General features: G+C 65.0%; 29 protein-coding genes. All 29 read left to right on the top strand.

The annotated features are described in order from the left end of the window. Window positions 1–79 precede the first annotated feature (79 nt). The 29 genes from tuf to rplQ all read left to right on the top strand — a co-directional run bounded on the left by tuf (window position 80) and on the right by rplQ (window position 17,279). Entirely contained in the window at window positions 80–1,255 is a 1,176-nt protein-coding gene (gene tuf / locus N0B51_RS09145; protein WP_259962018.1) for an elongation factor Tu, read from the top strand. Between the two features lie 319 nt (window positions 1,256–1,574). Beyond that, on the top strand, window positions 1,575–1,886 hold the full coding sequence (gene rpsJ / locus N0B51_RS09140) for a 30S ribosomal protein S10 (protein WP_034905023.1): 312 nt from the start codon (window positions 1,575–1,577) through the stop codon (window positions 1,884–1,886). Window positions 1,887–2,071: 185 nt separating this feature from the next. Beyond that, a complete protein-coding gene (rplC, locus tag N0B51_RS09135; RefSeq protein ID WP_259962015.1) occupies window positions 2,072–2,959 on the top strand; it encodes a 50S ribosomal protein L3 in 888 nt (295 codons plus the stop codon). Window positions 2,960–2,962: 3 nt separating this feature from the next. Then, window positions 2,963–3,586: a 50S ribosomal protein L4 gene (gene rplD / locus N0B51_RS09130; protein ID WP_259962014.1), complete on the top strand. Its 624-nt coding sequence runs from the start codon at window positions 2,963–2,965 to the stop codon at window positions 3,584–3,586. After that, on the top strand, window positions 3,579–3,893 hold the full coding sequence (locus N0B51_RS09125) for a 50S ribosomal protein L23 (protein ID WP_259962012.1): 315 nt from the start codon (window positions 3,579–3,581) through the stop codon (window positions 3,891–3,893). The genes rplD and N0B51_RS09125 overlap by 8 nt, the downstream gene beginning before the upstream one ends. A 4-nt stretch (window positions 3,894–3,897) precedes the next feature. Then, window positions 3,898–4,734, top strand: coding sequence for a 50S ribosomal protein L2 (rplB, locus tag N0B51_RS09120; RefSeq protein WP_259962011.1), 837 nt, complete (start codon window positions 3,898–3,900; stop codon window positions 4,732–4,734). 5 nt (window positions 4,735–4,739) lie between these two features. Continuing rightward, a complete protein-coding gene (gene rpsS, locus N0B51_RS09115; protein ID WP_057884058.1) occupies window positions 4,740–5,015 on the top strand; it encodes a 30S ribosomal protein S19 in 276 nt (91 codons plus the stop codon). Further along, entirely contained in the window at window positions 5,015–5,392 is a 378-nt protein-coding gene (rplV, locus tag N0B51_RS09110; protein ID WP_259962010.1) for a 50S ribosomal protein L22, read from the top strand. Before rpsS ends, rplV begins: the two co-directional genes overlap by 1 nt. A 3-nt stretch (window positions 5,393–5,395) precedes the next feature. Continuing rightward, a complete protein-coding gene (gene rpsC, locus N0B51_RS09105) occupies window positions 5,396–6,100 on the top strand; it encodes a 30S ribosomal protein S3 (RefSeq protein WP_259962009.1) in 705 nt (234 codons plus the stop codon). 15 nt (window positions 6,101–6,115) lie between these two features. Then, window positions 6,116–6,550 carry a 50S ribosomal protein L16 gene (gene rplP, locus N0B51_RS09100; RefSeq protein ID WP_259962008.1) on the top strand — a complete coding sequence of 145 codons (435 nt, stop codon included), beginning with the start codon at window positions 6,116–6,118 and terminating at the stop codon, window positions 6,548–6,550. After that, window positions 6,550–6,801 carry a 50S ribosomal protein L29 gene (rpmC, locus tag N0B51_RS09095; RefSeq protein ID WP_311201833.1) on the top strand — a complete coding sequence of 84 codons (252 nt, stop codon included), beginning with the start codon at window positions 6,550–6,552 and terminating at the stop codon, window positions 6,799–6,801. Before rplP ends, rpmC begins: the two co-directional genes overlap by 1 nt. 11 nt (window positions 6,802–6,812) lie before the next feature. Continuing rightward, a complete protein-coding gene (rpsQ, locus tag N0B51_RS09090; protein ID WP_259962007.1) occupies window positions 6,813–7,103 on the top strand; it encodes a 30S ribosomal protein S17 in 291 nt (96 codons plus the stop codon). 58 nt (window positions 7,104–7,161) lie between these two features. Next, the gene (gene rplN, locus N0B51_RS09085; RefSeq protein ID WP_057884052.1) at window positions 7,162–7,530 is read left to right on the top strand and encodes a 50S ribosomal protein L14; all 369 of its coding nucleotides are present in this window, start codon (window positions 7,162–7,164) and stop codon (window positions 7,528–7,530) included. Then, complete coding sequence (rplX, locus tag N0B51_RS09080; RefSeq protein ID WP_259962006.1) at window positions 7,530–7,853, top strand: 50S ribosomal protein L24; 324 nt, start codon at window positions 7,530–7,532, stop codon at window positions 7,851–7,853. Before rplN ends, rplX begins: the two co-directional genes overlap by 1 nt. Beyond that, entirely contained in the window at window positions 7,846–8,436 is a 591-nt protein-coding gene (rplE, locus tag N0B51_RS09075; RefSeq protein ID WP_259962005.1) for a 50S ribosomal protein L5, read from the top strand. The genes rplX and rplE overlap by 8 nt, the downstream gene beginning before the upstream one ends. 29 nt (window positions 8,437–8,465) lie before the next feature. Further along, on the top strand, window positions 8,466–8,771 hold the full coding sequence (gene rpsN, locus N0B51_RS09070; protein ID WP_259962004.1) for a 30S ribosomal protein S14: 306 nt from the start codon (window positions 8,466–8,468) through the stop codon (window positions 8,769–8,771). A gap of 11 nt (window positions 8,772–8,782) precedes the next feature. Continuing rightward, window positions 8,783–9,178: a 30S ribosomal protein S8 gene (gene rpsH, locus N0B51_RS09065; RefSeq protein WP_259962003.1), complete on the top strand. Its 396-nt coding sequence runs from the start codon at window positions 8,783–8,785 to the stop codon at window positions 9,176–9,178. Then, entirely contained in the window at window positions 9,178–9,711 is a 534-nt protein-coding gene (gene rplF / locus N0B51_RS09060) for a 50S ribosomal protein L6 (protein WP_259962002.1), read from the top strand. The genes rpsH and rplF overlap by 1 nt, the downstream gene beginning before the upstream one ends. A gap of 1 nt (window position 9,712) precedes the next feature. Then, window positions 9,713–10,057 (top strand): 50S ribosomal protein L18, encoded by a 345-nt coding sequence (gene rplR / locus N0B51_RS09055; protein WP_259962001.1) that lies wholly within the window; start codon window positions 9,713–9,715, stop codon window positions 10,055–10,057. 2 nt (window positions 10,058–10,059) lie between these two features. Then, a complete protein-coding gene (gene rpsE, locus N0B51_RS09050) occupies window positions 10,060–10,842 on the top strand; it encodes a 30S ribosomal protein S5 (protein ID WP_375545954.1) in 783 nt (260 codons plus the stop codon). 5 nt (window positions 10,843–10,847) lie between these two features. After that, the gene (rpmD, locus tag N0B51_RS09045; protein ID WP_120715959.1) at window positions 10,848–11,024 is read left to right on the top strand and encodes a 50S ribosomal protein L30; all 177 of its coding nucleotides are present in this window, start codon (window positions 10,848–10,850) and stop codon (window positions 11,022–11,024) included. A gap of 70 nt (window positions 11,025–11,094) precedes the next feature. Then, window positions 11,095–11,619 carry a 50S ribosomal protein L15 gene (rplO, locus tag N0B51_RS09040; RefSeq protein WP_259961998.1) on the top strand — a complete coding sequence of 175 codons (525 nt, stop codon included), beginning with the start codon at window positions 11,095–11,097 and terminating at the stop codon, window positions 11,617–11,619. 107 nt (window positions 11,620–11,726) lie between these two features. Further along, entirely contained in the window at window positions 11,727–13,091 is a 1,365-nt protein-coding gene (gene secY / locus N0B51_RS09035; protein ID WP_259961997.1) for a preprotein translocase subunit SecY, read from the top strand. A gap of 26 nt (window positions 13,092–13,117) precedes the next feature. Further along, the gene (locus N0B51_RS09030) at window positions 13,118–13,765 is read left to right on the top strand and encodes an adenylate kinase (protein ID WP_259961996.1); all 648 of its coding nucleotides are present in this window, start codon (window positions 13,118–13,120) and stop codon (window positions 13,763–13,765) included. Between the two features lie 54 nt (window positions 13,766–13,819). Next, complete coding sequence (locus tag N0B51_RS09025; protein ID WP_259961995.1) at window positions 13,820–14,500, top strand: SRPBCC family protein; 681 nt, start codon at window positions 13,820–13,822, stop codon at window positions 14,498–14,500. 298 nt (window positions 14,501–14,798) lie between these two features. Next, window positions 14,799–15,167, top strand: coding sequence for a 30S ribosomal protein S13 (gene rpsM / locus N0B51_RS09020; RefSeq protein ID WP_259961994.1), 369 nt, complete (start codon window positions 14,799–14,801; stop codon window positions 15,165–15,167). 55 nt (window positions 15,168–15,222) lie between these two features. Further along, entirely contained in the window at window positions 15,223–15,612 is a 390-nt protein-coding gene (gene rpsK / locus N0B51_RS09015) for a 30S ribosomal protein S11 (protein WP_047820301.1), read from the top strand. A gap of 101 nt (window positions 15,613–15,713) precedes the next feature. After that, a complete protein-coding gene (locus N0B51_RS09010; protein ID WP_259961993.1) occupies window positions 15,714–16,766 on the top strand; it encodes a DNA-directed RNA polymerase subunit alpha in 1,053 nt (350 codons plus the stop codon). 87 nt (window positions 16,767–16,853) lie between these two features. Beyond that, entirely contained in the window at window positions 16,854–17,279 is a 426-nt protein-coding gene (gene rplQ, locus N0B51_RS09005; protein WP_259961992.1) for a 50S ribosomal protein L17, read from the top strand. The last annotated feature ends 35 nt before the right edge of the window (window positions 17,280–17,314 follow it).

Raw genomic sequence — 17,314 nt, 5'->3', positions numbered from 1 at the left:
TAGGGGCGGCGCCTGATTCACCGGGTGCCGCCCGCAGGCTTGGTGAAATTCAATTTCAGACAGAGGTTAGAGAGTCACAATGGCTAAGGAAAAATTCCAGCGGAACAAGCCGCACTGCAACATCGGCACCATCGGTCACGTCGACCACGGCAAGACCACGCTGACGGCGGCAATCACCAAGGTGCTCGGCGCGCCGGTCGATTTCGCAAACATCGACAAGGCGCCCGAAGAGCGTGAGCGCGGCATCACCATCTCGACCGCACACGTCGAGTACGAGACCGACGCGCGTCACTACGCCCACGTCGACTGCCCGGGCCACGCCGACTACGTGAAGAACATGATCACCGGTGCCGCCCAGATGGACGGCGCGATCCTGGTCGTGAACGCCGCCGACGGCCCGATGCCCCAGACCCGCGAGCACATCCTGCTTGCCCGTCAGGTCGGCGTGCCGGCGCTGGTCGTGTACATGAACAAGGTCGACCAGGTCGACGACGAGGAAATCCTCGAGCTCGTCGAGCTGGAAGTGCGCGAGCTGCTCAGCTCGTACGACTTCGACGGCGACAACATTCCGATCGTCAAGGGTTCGGCGCTGGCCGCCCTCGAGGGCCGCGACGACGAGATCGGCGCCAACTCGATCATGGAACTCATGAAGGCGGTCGACGAGTACATTCCGCAGCCGGAGCGTCCGGTCGACAAGCCGTTCCTGATGCCGATCGAAGACGTGTTCTCGATCTCGGGCCGCGGCACCGTCGTGACCGGCCGTGTCGAATCGGGCGTCGTCAATGTCGGTGACGAAGTCGAGATCGTCGGCATCCGCGACACGCAGAAGACCACGGTTACCGGCGTCGAGATGTTCCGCAAGCTGCTCGATCGCGGCGAAGCGGGCGACAACATCGGCGCGCTGATCCGCGGCATCGGCCGTGAAGACGTCGAGCGCGGCCAGGTTCTGGCCAAGCCGGGTTCGGTTACGCCGCACACCGACTTCGAAGCCGAGGTCTACGTGCTGTCGAAGGACGAAGGCGGCCGTCACACGCCGTTCTTCGCCAACTACCGCCCGCAGTTCTACTTCCGCACCACCGACGTGACCGGCGAAGTCGTCCTCCCCGAGGGCACCGAGATGGTCATGCCGGGCGACAACGTGACGATCGGCGTGAAGCTGATCGCCCCGATTGCCATGGACGAAGGCCTGCGCTTCGCGATCCGCGAAGGTGGCCGCACCGTCGGCTCGGGCGTCGTCTCGAAGATCACCAAGTAAGCTTGGCGATCTGAGCAGGTTCGGGCCCGGTCCTCCCCGTGAGGGCCGGGCCCTTTCCTTGGGGGGAGGGCGAGCTGTCGCCCAGCCTCGACGGATTGTTGCTCGCCAGCGCTATTACCTCGATTCTGGGGGTTGCATGGACCCGGCGTCATCCGTATAGGCCCGCCCACAGACGGAGATTCGTCTCCGGACTTACGAATTCAGGGAAGGTCGCCCGTTCCGGGGAACCGGACTCAAGCGGGTCGGGCCTTTCTTTTTTTGCGGGTCGAAACCGGAAACGGCGACGGCTCGCTTGGCTCTTTCGCATCGGTAGTAGGACATGGAAGCCCAGAACATCCGCATTCGCCTCAAGGCGTTTGATCACCGCGTACTCGACCAGGCAACCGGCGAGATCGCGGACACCGCCCGCCGTACCGGCGCGCTGATCCGGGGCCCCATTCCTCTTCCGACGCGCATCGAGAAGTTCACCGTGAACCGCGGCCCGCACATCGACAAGAAGTCGCGCGAGCAGTTCGAGGTGCGCACCTACAAGCGGCTGCTCGATATCGTGCAGCCCAACGCCCAGACCGTGGACGCGCTGATGAAGCTCGACCTCGCCGCGGGCGTGAACGTCGAGATCAAGCTGGCTTGATCTCGATGCGGGGCCGCAAGGCCTCGCGGACAAGGGATACCTCCGGCACGTCGTCGGGCAGCGTCCCCCGTCTCGCTTCCTCCATCGCGGAGGGGGCACTTTGGCCCGGACGGGGCGATGCATGACAATCTGGGCCGAGCACGCACCGGGGATGGTCTCCGGTGCCTCTGTAAGGAGAACGGATCATGCGCTCCGGCGTGATCGCAAAGAAAGTCGGGATGACCCGCCTGTTCCAGGAGGACGGGCGTCACGTTCCCGTGACCGTCCTGTCGCTGGAAGATTGCCAGGTCGTTTCGCACCGCACTTCCGACCGTGACGGCTATTTTGCCGTCCAGCTCGGCGCGGGCGAGGCCAAGCACAAGAACGTCAACAAGCCGCAGCGCGAAGCTTTCGCCAAGGCCGACGTCGGTCTGAAGATGCGCGTCGCGGAATTCCGCGTCGATGGCGAGGACGGGCTGATCCCCGTCGGCTCGACCATCTCTGCCGAACATTTCGTCGCCGGGCAGAAGGTCGACATCACCGGCCACACGCAGGGCAAGGGCTTTGCGGGCGCGATGAAGCGCTGGGGCTTCGGCGGCCTTCGCGCGACGCACGGTGTTTCGCTCTCGCACCGTTCGCACGGTTCGACCGGCAACCGCCAGGATCCGGGCCGCGTGTTCAAGAACAAGAAGATGGCCGGCCACATGGGCGACCGTCAGCGCACCCAGCAGAACCTCGAGATCGTGCGCACCGACGCGACCCGCGGCCTGCTCTTCGTGAAGGGCTCGGTCCCGGGCTCGAAGAACGGCTGGTTGCTCGTTCGCGATGCCGTCAAGCTCGCCGCTCCCGAGGGGCTGCCGTTTCCCGGCGCGATCCTCGAGAAGAAGAGCACGGCTCCCGAGCACGAGGAAGCGACCGCGGGCATGGTCGAAAGCGCGGCCGAGCACGAAGTGAACCCGCAGGTCGATGCCGAGCACCAGGCGCAGCTTCTCAAGGAGCAGCAGGCCGGTGCCGGTGACGAGACGACCCCGGCCGTCGGCGAAACCCCCGAGAACGGCGACGCCGCCGGCTCGGACGAAAACAAGGAGGGCTGAGCCGTGAAGGTGAAGGTCCAGAAACTCGACGGCAAGGCCTCGGGCGACATCGAGCTGAACGATGCCGTGTTCGGTGTCGAGCCGCGGCAGGACATCCTGCACCGCGTCGTTACGTGGCAGCTGTGGAATCGCCGTGCGACCGCCCGTCCGACCCGCGAGCGCAGCGACGTTGCGCGTACTGGCAAGAAGTTCGGCCGCCAGAAGGGTGGCGGCACGGCTCGTCACGGCGATCGCGCTGCCCCGATCTTCATCGGCGGCGGCAAGGCGCACGGTGCCAAGAAGCGCGATTTCAACATCTCGCTGAACAAGAAGATCCGCGCGCTCGGCATGAAGATGGCGCTTTCGAGCAAGGCGAAGGATGGTCTGGTGATCGTCGACAGCCTCGAGCTCAAGGATGCCAAGACCAAGGCGCTCGCCAGCCAGTTCGGCAAGAACGGCTGGAACGGCAAGGTCCTCGTGATCGACGGCGACGCGGTCGAGGGTTCGTTCGCGAAGGCCGCGGGCAACCTGCCGGGCGTGAACGTCCTGCCGGCGGTGGGCGCGAACGTCTACGACATCCTGAAGCACGACACGCTGGTCCTGACCAAGGCCGCTGTCGAGAAGCTGGAGGCCCGTTTCAATGGCTAAGGCAGCGAAGCAGGTCGATGCGCGTCACTACGACGTGATCGTCGCACCGCACATCACCGAGAAGTCGACCCTGGCGAGCGAGCACAACGCGGTTGTGTTCAAGGTCGCCGGCGATGCGACCAAGAGCCAGATCAAGGAGGCCGTCGAGGCCATCTACGATCGCAAGGTGGCGAAGGTGAACACCATCGTCGTCAAGGGCAAGACGAAGCGCTGGAAGGGCAAGCCCTACACGCGCACCGACATGAAGAAGGCGATCGTGACGCTGGCCGAGGGCCAGGACTCGATCGACGTCACGAGCGGGATCTGAGGTCATGGCACTCAAGAACTACAAGCCGACCAGCCCGGCCCGTCGCGGCCTGATCCTGGTCGACAAGTCCGCCCTTCACAAGGGCAAGCCGGTCAAGGCGCTGACCGAAGGCAAGCGCAAGACCGGCGGACGCAACAACAAGGGCCACGTGACGTCGCGCGGGATCGCCGGCGGCCACAAGCAGAAGTACCGCTACATCGACTTCAAGCGTCGCAAGTGGGACATGCCGGCCACCGTCGAGCGGATGGAGTACGATCCCAACCGCACCGCGTTCATCGCGCTGGTGAAGTACGAGGACGGCGAACTCGCCTACATCCTCGCGCCGCAGCGCCTCGCGGTCGGTGACCAGGTCGTCGCGGGCGAAAAGGTGGACACCAAGCCGGGCAACGCGATGCTGCTCGGCCAGATGCCGGTCGGCACGATCTGCCACAACGTCGAGATGAAGCCGGGCAAGGGCGGCCAGATCGCCCGTTCGGCGGGTACCTACGTGCAGATCGTCGGTCGCGACCGCGGCATGGTGATCGTGCGCCTCAACAGCGGCGAGCAGCGTTACCTGCGGGCTGACTGCATGGGCACGGTGGGCGCGGTGTCGAACCCCGACAACCAGAACCAGAACTTCGCCAAGGCCGGCCGCACCCGCTGGAAGGGCAAGCGTCCGCTGACCCGCGGCGTTGCGAAGAACCCGGTCGATCACCCGCACGGCGGCGGCGAAGGCCGTACCTCGGGCGGCCGCCACCCGGTCACTCCGTGGGGCAAGCCGACCAAGGGCGCCCGCACGCGTCACAACAAGGCGACGGACAAGATGATTATCCGTTCGCGTCACGCCAAGAAGAAGAGGTAATCGAGATGGCTCGTTCCGTCTGGAAAGGTCCGTTCGTCGACCTCCACCTGCTGAAGAAGGCCGAGGACGCGCAGGAGAAGAGCGCGCGCGGTGCGATCAAGACCTGGTCGCGTCGTTCGACGATCCTGCCGCAGTTCGTCGGTCTCACGTTCAGCGTCTACAATGGCCAGAAGTTCATTCCGGTCTCCGTCAATGAAGACATGGTCGGTCACAAGCTCGGCGAGTTCGCGCCCACGCGCAGCTTCCCCGGACACGCCGCCGACAAGAAGGGCAAGCGCTGATGGGCAAGGCAAAAGCTCCCCGCCGCGTGGGCGACAACGAGGCGCTGGCCGTCGGCACCACGATCCGTGGTTCGGCGCAGAAGCTCAACCTCGTTGCCGGCCTGATCCGCGGCAAGAAGGCCGAAGAGGCGATGAACATCCTCGCCTTCTCGAAGAAGGCGATGGCGCGCGATGCATCGAAGGTGCTCGCGAGCGCGATCGCCAATGCCGAGAACAACCACAACCTCGACGTCGACGCGCTCGTCGTCGCCGAGGCGTCGGTCGGCAAGTCGGTCACCATGAAGCGCTTCCACACGCGTGGACGCGGCAAATCGACCCGCATCCTCAAGCCGTTCAGCCGGCTGCGGATCGTGGTTCGCGAAAGCGAGGAGGCCTAACTCATGGGTCACAAGAGCAACCCGATCGGCCTGCGCCTGCAGATCAACCGGACCTGGGACAGCCGCTGGTACGCCGAAGGGCGCGACTATGCCAAGCTGCTCAGCGAGGACATCGAGATCCGCAAGTACATCGTCGACAACCTGCCGCAGGCGGCGATCTCCAAGGTCGTCATCGAGCGTCCGGCAAAGCTTTGCCGCGTGTCGATCTATGCCGCTCGTCCGGGCGTCATCATCGGCAAGAAGGGCGCCGACATCGAGAAGCTTCGCGCCAAGCTCGCGACGATGACCGAAAGCGAAGTGAAGCTGAACATCGTCGAGATCCGCAAGCCGGAGATCGACGCCAAGCTCGTCGCCCAGGGCATCGCTGACCAGCTGGTCCGCCGCGTGGCGTTCCGCCGGGCGATGAAGCGCGCGATGCAGTCCGCGATGCGGCTGGGTGCCGAAGGCATCAAGGTGATGTGCGGCGGCCGCCTCGGCGGTGCCGAGATCGCCCGCGTCGAACAGTACCGCGAAGGCCGCGTGCCGCTGCACACGCTGCGCGCCAACGTCGACTACGCCGAGGCCGAGGCGCTGACCGCCTATGGCGTGATCGGCATCAAGGTGTGGATCTTCAAGGGCGAGATCCTTGGCCACGATCCGACCGCGCAGGACCGGCTGATGATGGAGGCCCAGACTTCGGGCGTCCGCCCCGCCGGCGACCGGCGCTAAGGTAGAGCAAGAGCAATGCTGCAACCGAAAAAGACCAAGTTCCGCAAGGCCTTCAAGGGCCGGATCAAGGGCGACGCCAAGGGCGGGACCGACTTGAACTTCGGCTCGTACGGCCTCAAGGCGCTCGAACCCGAGCGGGTCACTGCCCGTCAGATCGAGGCCGCGCGCCGTGCGATCACGCGCCACATCAAGCGTCAGGGACGCCTGTGGATCCGCGTGTTTCCCGACGTGCCGGTGTCGAAGAAGCCTGCCGAGGTCCGTCAGGGCAAGGGCAAGGGTTCGGTCGAATACTGGGCCGCTCGCGTGAAGCCGGGCCGGATCCTGTTCGAGCTCGACGGCGTTCCCGGCCCGCTCGCGGCCGAGGCGTTCAGCCGCGCGGCGATGAAGCTGCCGATCAAGACCAAGGTCGTCGCCCGCCTGGGTGACACCAGCCACCTGGGAGCCGAATGATGGCAAAGGCTGCAACCAAGAAGCCCGCCAAGGCCGACGTCGGCAATGCGAAGGCCGCCGACATGCGCACGAAGACCGACGACCAACTCTCCGAGCAGCTCGTCGACCTCAAGCGCGAGGCGTTCAACCTGCGGTTCCAGGCCGCGACCAACCAGCTGGAGCGCCCTGCGCGCATCCGCGAGGTGCGTCGTGACATCGCCCGCATCAAGACGCTGCAGAACGAGCGCACCCGCTCGGCCGAAGCGAAGTAAGGACAAGCGATATGCCCAAGCGTATCCTCACCGGGACCGTCGTTTCCGACAAGACCGACAAGACCGTGACCGTGCTGGTCGAGCGCAAGGTTAAGCACCCGCTCTACGGCAAGATCATCCGTCGTTCGAAAAAGTACCACGCCCATGACGAGGGCAACGAGTACCACCCGGGTGACGTCGTGCGGATCGAGGAGACCCGCCCGATTTCGAAGACCAAGACCTGGACCGTGAAGGACCGGGTCGTGGCGGGCGGCGTGCAGGCGGTGGAAGCCGACCTCGACGTCGAAGCCGTCAGCAACTGATTAGTTTGAGGAACTGCCGGACTGGTTCCGGCAAGCCGAACGAGAAGGAAACGGATCGATGATCCAGATGCAATCCAATCTCGACGTCGCGGACAACAGCGGCGCCAAGCGCGTCCAGTGCATCAAGGTACTGGGCGGCTCGAAGCGCCGGACTGCCGGCGTCGGCGACGTCATCGTCGTGTCCGTCAAGGAGGCGCAGCCGCGCACCCGCGTCAAGAAGGGCGACGTCCACCGCGCAGTAATCGTGCGCACCAAGAAGGACGTTCGCCGTCCCGACGGCAGCGTGATTCGCTTCGACAGCAACGCCGCGGTGCTCGTGAACAAGAACGAGGAGCCGATCGGCACCCGTATCTTCGGCCCCGTCGTGCGCGAACTGCGTGGGCGCGGCTTCATGAAGATCATCTCGCTCGCACCGGAGGTGCTGTGATGGCTGGCGCGAAGATCAAGAAGGGCGACAGCGTTGTCGTGCTCTCGGGCAAGGACAAGGGTCGCACCGGCACCGTCCAGGCCGTGATGCCGAAGGACGCCAAGGTCCTGGTCGACGGGATCAACGTGATCGTCCGTCACCGCAAGCCCACGCAGACGAACCCGCAAGGCGGCATCGACCGCACGCCGGCTCCGCTGCACATTTCGAAGGTGGCGCTCGCCGATCCCAAGGACGGCAAGCCGACCCGCGTCCGGTTCGAGACGAACAAGGACGGCCGCAAGGTCCGCGTCGCCGTCAAGTCCGGGGAGACGATCGATGGCTGACAAGAGCTACACGCCGCGTCTGAAGGCCAAGTACGAAGCCGAAATCGTGAAGGCGATGACGGAGAAGTTCGGCTACAAGAATCCGCTCGAAGTGCCCCGGATCGAGAAGATCACACTCAACATGGGCGTGGGCGAGGCGAGCCAGGACAAGAAGAAGGTCCAGACCGCTGCCGAGGAAATGGCCCTCATCGCCGGCCAGAAGCCGGTCATTACCAAGGCCAAGAAGTCGATCGCACAGTTCAAGCTGCGCGAAGGCATGCCGATCGGTGCGAAGGTTACCCTGCGCCGCGAGCGGATGTACGAATTCCTCGACCGCCTGGTGACCATCGCCATGCCGCGCATCCGCGACTTCCGCGGATTGAACCCGAAGAGCTTCGACGGGCGCGGCAACTACGCGATGGGCCTGAAGGAGCAGATCATCTTCCCGGAAATCTCGTACGACAAGATCGAGAAGGTCCGGGGTATGGACATCATCGTCACCACCACTGCGAAGACCGACGACGAGGCGCGCGAGCTGCTGCGCCTGTTCGGTTTCCCGTTCCCGCGCGAAGAAGCTGCTGAAGAGCAGCAGGCCGCGGCGTGACCCAGAATTGAGGAAGAGAGCTTAAGTCCATGGCGAAACTGAGTTCCATCAACAAGAACGAGCGGCGCAAGAAGCTCGTGAAGAAGTACGCCGGCAAGTACGCCCGGCTGAAGGCCATTGCCGACGACGAGTCGAAGGATGACGGCGAGCGCCTGATTGCCCGGCTCAAGATGGCCGAGATCCCGCGCAATGCGAATCCGACCCGGATCCGCAACCGCTGCTCCACGACCGGCCGCCCGCGCGGCTACTACCGCAAGTTCGGCCTCTGCCGCGTCGAGCTCCGGGACCTTGGCAACAAGGGCATGATCCCCGGTCTCACGAAGTCGAGCTGGTGAGGAACTGACCGATGGCTATGACCGATCCCCTGGGTGACATGCTCACCCGCATCCGCAACGGCCAGCAGGCGAAGAAGGACTCCGTCCTGACGCCGGCGAGCAAGCTGCGTGCGAACGTCCTCGAAGTGCTCCAGCGCGAAGGCTACATCCGTGGCTACAGCGACGACGCTTCGGGCAAGCACCCGCAGCTGCGGATCGAACTGAAGTATTTCGAAGGCGAGCCCGCGATCAAGCACGTGGCCCGCGTCTCCAAGCCTGGCCGCCGCGTCTACTCGGGTTCGAAGGAACTCCCGGTGGTTCGCAACGGCCTTGGCATCACCATCGTCTCGACGCCCAAGGGCGTGCTTTCCGACGCGGAAGCCCGCTCGCAGAACGTCGGCGGCGAAGTGCTGGCGGAGGTGTTCTGATGAGCCGCATCGGCAAGAAGCCGGTCGTGATCCCAAGCGGGGTTACCGCCGACATCAACGACGGCACGCTCACCGTGAAGGGGCCCAAGGGCACCCTGTCGATGGGCCTGTCGGACAACGTCACCTACACGCTCGAAGACGGCGCGATCTCGATCAAGCCGGCCAACGACACGCGCACTGCCCGTAACTTCTGGGGAATGCAGCGGACGCTGGTCTCGAACCTGGTTGAAGGCGTGACTGAAGGTTTCACCAAGACGCTTCTCATCAAGGGCGTCGGCTACCGCGCGCAGGCGCAGGGCAAGAAGCTCAAGCTTCAGCTCGGCTACAGTCACGACGTCGACCTCGACGTGCCGGAGGGCCTCGAGGTGAAGACCCCTGACCAGACCACGGTCGAAGTGTCGGGGATCGACAAGCAGGCCGTTGGCCAGTTCGCCGCCGAAATCCGCCGCTGGCGCAAGCCCGAGCCGTACAAGGGCAAGGGCATCGCCTATCGCGGCGAGTACATCTTCCGTAAGGAAGGGAAGAAGAAGTAAGATGGCCAAGCTTTCTCTTTTCGAGCGCCGCCGCCGCCGCGTGCGCACCGCGATCAAGAGCCGTGCAGGCGACCGTCCGCGCCTGTCGGTGCACCGCACCGGCAAGCACATCTATGCGCAGATCATCGATGATGCGCAGGGCAAGACCGTTGCCGCTGCCAGCACGCTGGGCGGCAAGTCCAGCGGTGCCAATGTCGATGCCGCTGCGCAGGTCGGCAAGGACATCGCCGCCGCCGCCAAGAAGGCGGGTGTATCGACCGTCGTGTTCGACCGCGGCGGGTTCCTGTTCCATGGTCGCGTGAAAGCGCTGGCCGACGCCGCCCGCGAAGGCGGGCTGGAGTTCTGATGATGGCTGACGAAAACAACACCAACGAAGCGACGGCCGAGACCGAAAACTCGGTCAAGCTCGAGCAGCCGGCGATCGCCGACACCCCGTCGGAAGCGGCCGAGACTCAGAGCCAGGAAAGCGGCGACCCGGTTCAGCCGCGTGGCCGCGGGGCCCGTGGAGGCGACCGTGGTGGCCGCGGTGGGCGCGATGGTGGTGGCCGTGGCCGTGGCCGTGGCGACCGTCGCGACAACCGCCGCGAGGAAGAAGACGACGGCATCATCGAGAAGCTGGTTCACATCAACCGCGTCTCGAAGACGGTGAAGGGCGGCAAGCGGTTCGGCTTCGCGGCGCTGGTCGTCGTGGGCGACGGTTCGGGCCGGGTCGGATTCGGTCATGGCAAGGCGCGCGAAGTGCCCGAGGCCATCACCAAGGCGACCGCTGCCGCCAAGAAGAAGATGATCCGCGTTCCGCTCAAGGAAGGCCGCACCCTGCACCACGACGGCAAGGGCCGCTTCGGTGCCGGCAAGGTCGCCGTGCGCAGCGCGCCTGCGGGTACCGGCATCATCGCCGGCGGTCCGATGCGCGCCGTGTTCGAGAGCCTGGGCGTGGCCGACGTGGTGACCAAGTCGGTTGGCACCAGCAACCCCTACAACATGATCCGCGCGACCTTTGCTGCGCTGCAGGACCAGACTTCGCCGAAGTCGGTCGCCCAGCGCCGCGGCAAGAAGGTTGCCGACCTCCTCGGTCGGGGCGGCGCGAGCGAGGCGGAGGCGGAAGCCGACGCCGCCGCGATCACGGAGTAAGCGAAATGGCGAAGATCAAGCTCAAGCAGATCGGCAGCCCGATCCGCCGTCCGGAAAGCCAGAAGAAGATCCTGGTCGGTCTCGGACTCGGCAAGATGCATCGCGAAGTCGAACTGGAGGACACTCCCGAAGTTCGCGGCGCGATCGCCAAGCTGCCGCACATGGTCGAGATCGTCGACTGACTTCCCGCCGCGTCCGTCCTTTCCGGGCGGGTATAACTAGCGCGACAAAAGCGAAAGCGAGTGCACTGACATGAAACTGAACGACATCCGCGACAACGAAGGCGCCCGCCACCGCAAGATGCGGGTCGGCCGGGGCATCGGTTCGGGCAAGGGCAAGACTGCGGGCCGCGGCCAGAAGGGCCAGAAGGCGCGTTCCGGCGTTGCCGTCAAGGGCTTCGAGGGCGGCCAGATGCCGCTTCACATGCGCCTGCCGAAGCGCGGCTTCAACAACCCCAACGGCAAGGATTTCGCCGAAGTGAACCTGGGCATGGTCCAGAAGTTCATCGACGCCAAGAAGCTCGACACCAAGGGCACGATCGATCACGACGCGCTGAAGGCTGCCGGGCTCGCTCGCGGCGCCAAGGACGGCGTGCGTCTGCTGGGCAAGGGTGAGCTGACCTCCAAGGTCACCTTCAAGGTCGCCGGCGCGTCGAAGGGCGCCATCGAGGCGGTCGAGAAGGCCGGTGGCAAGGTCGAGGTCATCGAGGCTGCGCGTCCCGAAGCCGAGAAGAAGGCCGAGCGCGCCGCGGCGAACAAGGCCAAGAAGGCTTCCTAAACCGAAAAATGGTGGCGCGGGGTTCGACATCGCACCCCGCGCTCCCTATCTAGCCTCCCATCGCCGGGAGGGACCGGTGCGACAGACAGGACCTTTCGAGTAATCCCATGGCATCACGCGCCGACAACATCGCGAGCAGCCTCAGCCTCGCGAACTTCTCCAAGGCCACCGAGCTCAAGAACCGAATTTGGTTCACGATCGCGGCGCTGGTCGTGTTCCGTTTCCTAAGCTTTGTGCCGCTTCCGGGCGTCAACCCGCTTATCCTCGAATCGCTCTACGAGCAGACGCGCGGCGGGATTCTCGACCTGTTCAACACTTTCTCGGGCGGAAGCCTCGAGCGCATGAGCCTCATCGCTCTGGGCGTGATGCCCTACATCACCGCCTCGATCGTCATCCAGCTCGCCGCGTCGCTCCACCCAGCGCTGGCCGCGCTGAAAAAGGAAGGCGCGACGGGCCGGCAGAAGCTCAACCAGTACACCCGCTACGGCACCGTGTTCCTCTGCGCGATTCAGGGCTGGTTCCTTGCCTCCGGGCTCGAGGCGTACGGTGCCTCGAGCGGTCTGCAGGCGGTCGTCATCCCGGGGCTTACCTTCCGAATCACCGCGGTCATCAGCCTTGTCGGCGGCACGATGTTCCTCCTCTGGCTGGGCGAACAGATCACCAGCCGCGGGATCGGCAACGGCGTGTCGCTGATCATCATGGCGGGGATCGTCGCGCAGTTCCCCAGCTTTGGCGCCAATCTATTCGAAGGGGCCCGGTCGGGTTCGATCAGCGGGTTCCTGATCGTCGGCCTCATCTTGATCCTCGTCGGCCTGGTGCTGTTCATCTGCTTCATGGAGCGCGCCCAGCGCCGGCTGCTGATCCAGTATCCCAAGCGGGCGAGTGCCAAGGGCATGATGCAGGCGGATCGCAGCCACCTGCCGCTGAAGCTCAACACCGCGGGCGTGATTCCGCCGATCTTTGCCAGCTCGCTCCTGTTGCTGCCGCTGACGATCAGCCAGTTCGCCGGCCAGTCGATCGATCCCGAGAGCGGGGCGGGCGGCATCATCAACACGATGAACTTCTACCTGCAGCACGGACAGCCGCTCTACCTCGCGCTCTACGCTGCAGGCATCATCTTTTTCTCGTTCTTCTACACCGCCGTGGTCTTTAACCCGGAGGAAACGGCCGAGAACCTCAAGAAGAACGGCGGGTTCATTCCCGGCATCCGACCGGGCAAGCGCACGCAGGACTATCTCGACTACGTGCTGACCCGCATCACGGTGATCGGTGCCATCTACCTGACGCTGGTCTGCGTGATTCCCGAATACATGTTCAGCCGCACTGGCATCCAGATGGTCATGGGCGGCACCAGCCTGCTCATCGTCGTCAACGTGACGGTCGATACGATCAGCCAGATCCAGTCGCACCTGCTCGCGCACCAGTACGGCGACCTCATCAAGAAGGCGAAGCTGAAGGGCCGCCTGCGCTAAACGACCAGATCTCGGGGGATTGAGCCGTGAACATCATCCTGTTGGGACCGCCGGGGGCGGGCAAGGGCACGCAGGCCCAGCGGCTCGTCGAACATCACGGCATGCGCCAGCTTTCGACCGGTGACATGCTGCGGGCGGCGGTCAAGGCGGGCACGCCCGTCGGGCTCGAGGCGAAGGCGGTGATGGAGCGCGGCGAACTCGTGTCGGACGAGATCGTCAGCAAGCTCATCGACGCCGAATTGACCGCGATGGGCGACAGCGTCGGTGCGATCTTCGACGGTTATCCACGGACGGAAGCGCAGGCGCACTCGCTCGACGAGATCCTTGCGGGCCACGGCCGTAGTCTCGACTACGTGATCGAGCTCGAGGTTGACGAGGACGCGCTGGTCGAGCGCATCACCGGTCGCTTCACCTGTGCCGCCTGCGGCGAAGGCTACCACGACGTATTCAAGCAGCCCCGGGTCCCCGGCGTCTGCGACAAGTGCGGGTCCACCGAATTCAAGCGTCGTCCCGACGACAACGAGGACACCGTGCGCACCCGCATGGCAGAATATCGCGCCAAAACCGCGCCGATACTGCCGGTCTACGAGGCGCGGGGCATCGTCCGCCGGGTCGACGGGATGGCCGACATTGCAGAGGTGACCGGCGCGATCGAGGCGATCCTCGCGGGGTAGCCTCTTTTCCCCGGCACCCCGGCGTGGAATAGAGGCTGGCGAGGGGAATCGCCGATGCATTACCTGTCCGTTCTGGCACTCGCCTGTGCTTGCCTGGCTTCGCCCGCCGCCGCCGAGGTCGTCGAGACGTCCGGCGATCATTTTGTCACCCGCGACGAGGCGATCGTGAAGGCCGCGCCCAGGGCGACCTGGCTCGCACTCATTTCGCCGGGCAACTGGTGGGACGATGATCACACGTGGTCGGGCGAGGCGGCGAATATGTCGATCACCCCCCAGGGAGGGGGTTGCTTTTGCGAGCGCATACCCGAGGTGGAAACGCCGACAAGCGTGGGGCTTGCCGGAAGCGCTCAACACATGACCGTCGTTCTCGCCCGGCCCGAAACGGTTCTCCGGATGCGTGGTGGGCTCGGACCGCTGCAAAGCGAACCGGTCGATGGCGTGCTCACGATCACTTTGCAGCCAGACAAGGCAAGCGGCGGGACGAAGATCGTGTGGGAGTACGTCGTGGGCGGGACCATGCGTTTCCCGGTCGAGAGGATATCGAAGGCGGTCGACGGAGTAATGAGCCAGCAGCTGGCGCACCTTGCCGACAAGCTCGGCCGCGCCGAAATCTCCGCGGCGAGTTCGCCATCCGCCACCTCAGACGATGCGACGCCCGCCCTTGCGCCGACCGAGGTGAAAGATGCCGACGAAGTCGCGGCCGAGCTCGACAAGATGGGCAGGAAGGACGACTGATTGCCTTGCCGCGCCGGCTTTGACGCGCCAATCGTTACGGTGTATTGCAGTTGGCGATGAACGCGATGCGGGGCCGTCCTGGCTCCCGTTTCTGCTTTTGCGCGCTCGGGCATTGACGCCGTGGGCGAATCGCCTTAAGCGCGCGCATATTCGACACAGCGGGACGAGTCCGGCAGGCGGCAGCCTCAGCGCGCGCCAACCGGGCTTTTTGCCGTAAGGGTGTTCTGCCCGTGCCGAAAACTAGCGATGAGATAGGGGCTGGCAATCGCCTTCGTCCCTGTGGAGCATGGAGAATTAAGTGGCTCGTATTGCCGGGGTAAACCTCCCCACCAACAAGCGCGTTATCATTGCGCTCACCTACATCCACGGTATCGGCCGCACCACGGCCGTCAAGATCGCCGACAAGCTGGGCATCGATCACACCCGCCGCGTGCAGGACCTGACCGATGCCGAGGTGCTGCAGATCCGCGAGACCATCGACGCCGAGCACCAGGTCGAAGGCGACCTGCGCCGCGAGACGGCGATGAACATCAAGCGTCTGATGGACCTCGCCAGCTACCGCGGTCTGCGCCACCGCAAGGGCCTGCCGGTCCGCGGCCAGCGCACCCACACCAACGCCCGCACCCGCAAGGGCAAGGCCAAGCCGATCGCCGGCAAGAAGAAGTAAGCCGCGCCTGCACAGGCAGCAGCTGCTCTCTTGGATCTAGGACAGGAATTCCCACATGGCACGTGAACCCCAGCGCATTCGCCGGCGTGAACGCAAGAACATCTCCAGCGGCGTGGCGCACGTCAACGCAAGCTTCAACAACACCATGATCACCATCACCGACGCACAGGGCAACGCGATCAGCTGGTCCTCGGCGGGCATGATGGGCTTCAAGGGCAGCCGCAAGTCGACTCCCTATGCCGCCCAGGTCGCCGCCGACGACGCAGGCAAGAAGGCCGCCGAACACGGTGTCCGAACGCTCGAAGTCGAGGTCAAGGGTCCCGGCTCGGGCCGCGAGAGCGCGCTGCGCGCCCTCCAGGCGGTCGGCTTCACGATCACCTCGATCCGCGACGTAACCCCGATCCCGCACAACGGGGTCCGGCCGTCGAAGCGCCGCCGCGTCTGATTACCTGCCCGGCGGCAGGGTCGCTCCCCGCCGCCGACCTTTCGGGGATCGGACGCCGCCAGGCTCCGGTCCCGTACCCAATTGAACCCCAGGGGATATCCATGGCCGTCAACACCAAGAACTGGCAGGAACTCAAGAAGCCCAACACCCTCGAGGTCAAGGACGCCGCGAAGGGCCGCAAGGCGACCTTCGTGGCCGAGCCCCTCGAGCGCGGCTTCGGCCTGACCCTCGGCAATGCACTGCGCCGCGTGCTCCTCTCGAGCCTCCAGGGCGCGGCGATCACTTCGATCAAGATCGAGAACGTGCTGCATGAGTTCTCGTCGCTAGCCGGCGTGCGCGAGGACGTGACCGACATCGTGCTCAACGTGAAGCAGATCGCGCTCAAGATGGAAGGCGAAGGACCCAAGCGGCTCCAGCTCGCCGCCACCGGGCCGGGCGAGGTGACCGCCGGCGACATCGCCGTTTCGGGCGACATCGAGGTGATGAACAAGGACCTCGTGATCTGCCACCTCGACGAGGGTGCGAACCTCAACATGGAACTGACCGCCGACACCGGCAAGGGCTATGTCCCGGCCGTCGGCAACCGTCCGGTCGATGCGCCGATCGGCCTGATCCCGGTCGACTCGCTCTACTCGCCGGTCCGCCAGGTGAGCTACAAGGTCGAGAACGCCCGCGTCGGACAGGAACTCGACTTCGACAAGCTGAGCCTGACGATCGAGACCGACGGCACCGTCACCCCAGAGGACGCGGTGGCCTATGCCGCGCGTATCCTGCAGGACCAGCTCGCGCTGTTCGTCCACTTCGAGGACGGTGTGCCCGTAGCCTCCAGCCCGATGATCGGCATGGCCGCGCAGCCGGAAGAGAGCGACGCCAACCAGCTCAACCGTTATCTTCTCAAGAAGGTCGACGAACTCGAGCTGTCGGTGCGCTCGGCCAACTGCCTCAAGAACGACAACATCATCTACATCGGCGACCTGGTCCAGAAGACCGAGGCCGAAATGCTCCGCACGCCGAACTTCGGCCGCAAGAGTCTCAACGAGATCAAGGAAGTCCTGAGCTCGATGGGCCTGCGCCTCGGCATGGACATCCCCGGCTGGCCGCCGGAGAACATCGAGGAAATGGCCAAGAAGCTGGAGCAGGAACTGCTCGGCTGATAGCCGCACGGGGCATGGGCCGGACCCCTTCTTCCGGCCTGCATCGGGCTACCTGACACGGGCCCCCTACGAACGGAGTACGACGACATGAAACACGGCATCAAGGGCCGCAAGTTGCAGCGCAAGTCCGGCCATCGCGCCGCGCTCCTGCGCAACCTCGCCGCTGCTTTGATCAAGCACGAGCAGATCCTGACTACCACGCCCAAAGCGAAGGAACTGCGTCCCTACGTCGAGAAGCTGGTGACCCTCGCCAAGCGCGGCGGCCTCAGCAATCGCCGGCTCGCGATGAGCCGCCTCGGCGACGAGACGCAGCTCAAGAAGCTGTTCGACGTTCTCGCCGATCGGTACGCCGACCGCGAGGGCGGATACACCCGCGTGATCAAGGCCGGGATCCGCGAGAGCGACGCCGCGCCGATCGCGATCATCGAGTTCGTCGACCGCGACGTCGATGCCAAGGGCCAGGATTCGGGCCCGGTGCTGAACGCCGAAGAGGACGAGTTCGAGGACGCCTGAGGCGCCGCTCGCACGGACCAAGCAAAGGGCCGGGG

Source organism: Tsuneonella litorea, from assembly GCF_025154015.1.
In the GTDB taxonomy this organism is placed as follows: Bacteria; Pseudomonadota; Alphaproteobacteria; order Sphingomonadales; family Sphingomonadaceae; genus Tsuneonella; species Tsuneonella litorea.
This window is presented reverse-complemented; position numbering and strand designations above follow the sequence as displayed.

Excerpts from the sequence above, each read along its gene's own strand:
- tuf (WP_259962018.1), top strand. The coding sequence starts at position 80 with ATGGCTAAGGAAAAATTCCAGCGGAACAAGCCGCACTGCAACATCGGC.
- rpsJ (WP_034905023.1), top strand. The coding sequence starts at position 1,575 with ATGGAAGCCCAGAACATCCGCATTCGCCTCAAGGCGTTTGATCACCGC.
- rplC (WP_259962015.1), top strand. The coding sequence starts at position 2,072 with ATGCGCTCCGGCGTGATCGCAAAGAAAGTCGGGATGACCCGCCTGTTC.
- N0B51_RS09125 (WP_259962012.1), top strand. The coding sequence starts at position 3,579 with ATGGCTAAGGCAGCGAAGCAGGTCGATGCGCGTCACTACGACGTGATC.
- rplB (WP_259962011.1), top strand. The coding sequence starts at position 3,898 with ATGGCACTCAAGAACTACAAGCCGACCAGCCCGGCCCGTCGCGGCCTG.
- rpsS (WP_057884058.1), top strand. The coding sequence starts at position 4,740 with ATGGCTCGTTCCGTCTGGAAAGGTCCGTTCGTCGACCTCCACCTGCTG.
- rplV (WP_259962010.1), top strand. The coding sequence starts at position 5,015 with ATGGGCAAGGCAAAAGCTCCCCGCCGCGTGGGCGACAACGAGGCGCTG.
- rpsC (WP_259962009.1), top strand. The coding sequence starts at position 5,396 with ATGGGTCACAAGAGCAACCCGATCGGCCTGCGCCTGCAGATCAACCGG.
- rplP (WP_259962008.1), top strand. The coding sequence starts at position 6,116 with ATGCTGCAACCGAAAAAGACCAAGTTCCGCAAGGCCTTCAAGGGCCGG.
- rpmC (WP_311201833.1), top strand. The coding sequence starts at position 6,550 with ATGGCAAAGGCTGCAACCAAGAAGCCCGCCAAGGCCGACGTCGGCAAT.
- rpsQ (WP_259962007.1), top strand. The coding sequence starts at position 6,813 with ATGCCCAAGCGTATCCTCACCGGGACCGTCGTTTCCGACAAGACCGAC.
- rplN (WP_057884052.1), top strand. The coding sequence starts at position 7,162 with ATGATCCAGATGCAATCCAATCTCGACGTCGCGGACAACAGCGGCGCC.
- rplX (WP_259962006.1), top strand. The coding sequence starts at position 7,530 with ATGGCTGGCGCGAAGATCAAGAAGGGCGACAGCGTTGTCGTGCTCTCG.
- rplE (WP_259962005.1), top strand. The coding sequence starts at position 7,846 with ATGGCTGACAAGAGCTACACGCCGCGTCTGAAGGCCAAGTACGAAGCC.
- rpsN (WP_259962004.1), top strand. The coding sequence starts at position 8,466 with ATGGCGAAACTGAGTTCCATCAACAAGAACGAGCGGCGCAAGAAGCTC.
- rpsH (WP_259962003.1), top strand. The coding sequence starts at position 8,783 with ATGGCTATGACCGATCCCCTGGGTGACATGCTCACCCGCATCCGCAAC.
- rplF (WP_259962002.1), top strand. The coding sequence starts at position 9,178 with ATGAGCCGCATCGGCAAGAAGCCGGTCGTGATCCCAAGCGGGGTTACC.
- rplR (WP_259962001.1), top strand. The coding sequence starts at position 9,713 with ATGGCCAAGCTTTCTCTTTTCGAGCGCCGCCGCCGCCGCGTGCGCACC.
- rpsE (WP_375545954.1), top strand. The coding sequence starts at position 10,060 with ATGGCTGACGAAAACAACACCAACGAAGCGACGGCCGAGACCGAAAAC.
- rpmD (WP_120715959.1), top strand. The coding sequence starts at position 10,848 with ATGGCGAAGATCAAGCTCAAGCAGATCGGCAGCCCGATCCGCCGTCCG.
- rplO (WP_259961998.1), top strand. The coding sequence starts at position 11,095 with ATGAAACTGAACGACATCCGCGACAACGAAGGCGCCCGCCACCGCAAG.
- secY (WP_259961997.1), top strand. The coding sequence starts at position 11,727 with ATGGCATCACGCGCCGACAACATCGCGAGCAGCCTCAGCCTCGCGAAC.
- N0B51_RS09025 (WP_259961995.1), top strand. The coding sequence starts at position 13,820 with ATGCATTACCTGTCCGTTCTGGCACTCGCCTGTGCTTGCCTGGCTTCG.
- rpsK (WP_047820301.1), top strand. The coding sequence starts at position 15,223 with ATGGCACGTGAACCCCAGCGCATTCGCCGGCGTGAACGCAAGAACATC.
- N0B51_RS09010 (WP_259961993.1), top strand. The coding sequence starts at position 15,714 with ATGGCCGTCAACACCAAGAACTGGCAGGAACTCAAGAAGCCCAACACC.
- rplQ (WP_259961992.1), top strand. The coding sequence starts at position 16,854 with ATGAAACACGGCATCAAGGGCCGCAAGTTGCAGCGCAAGTCCGGCCAT.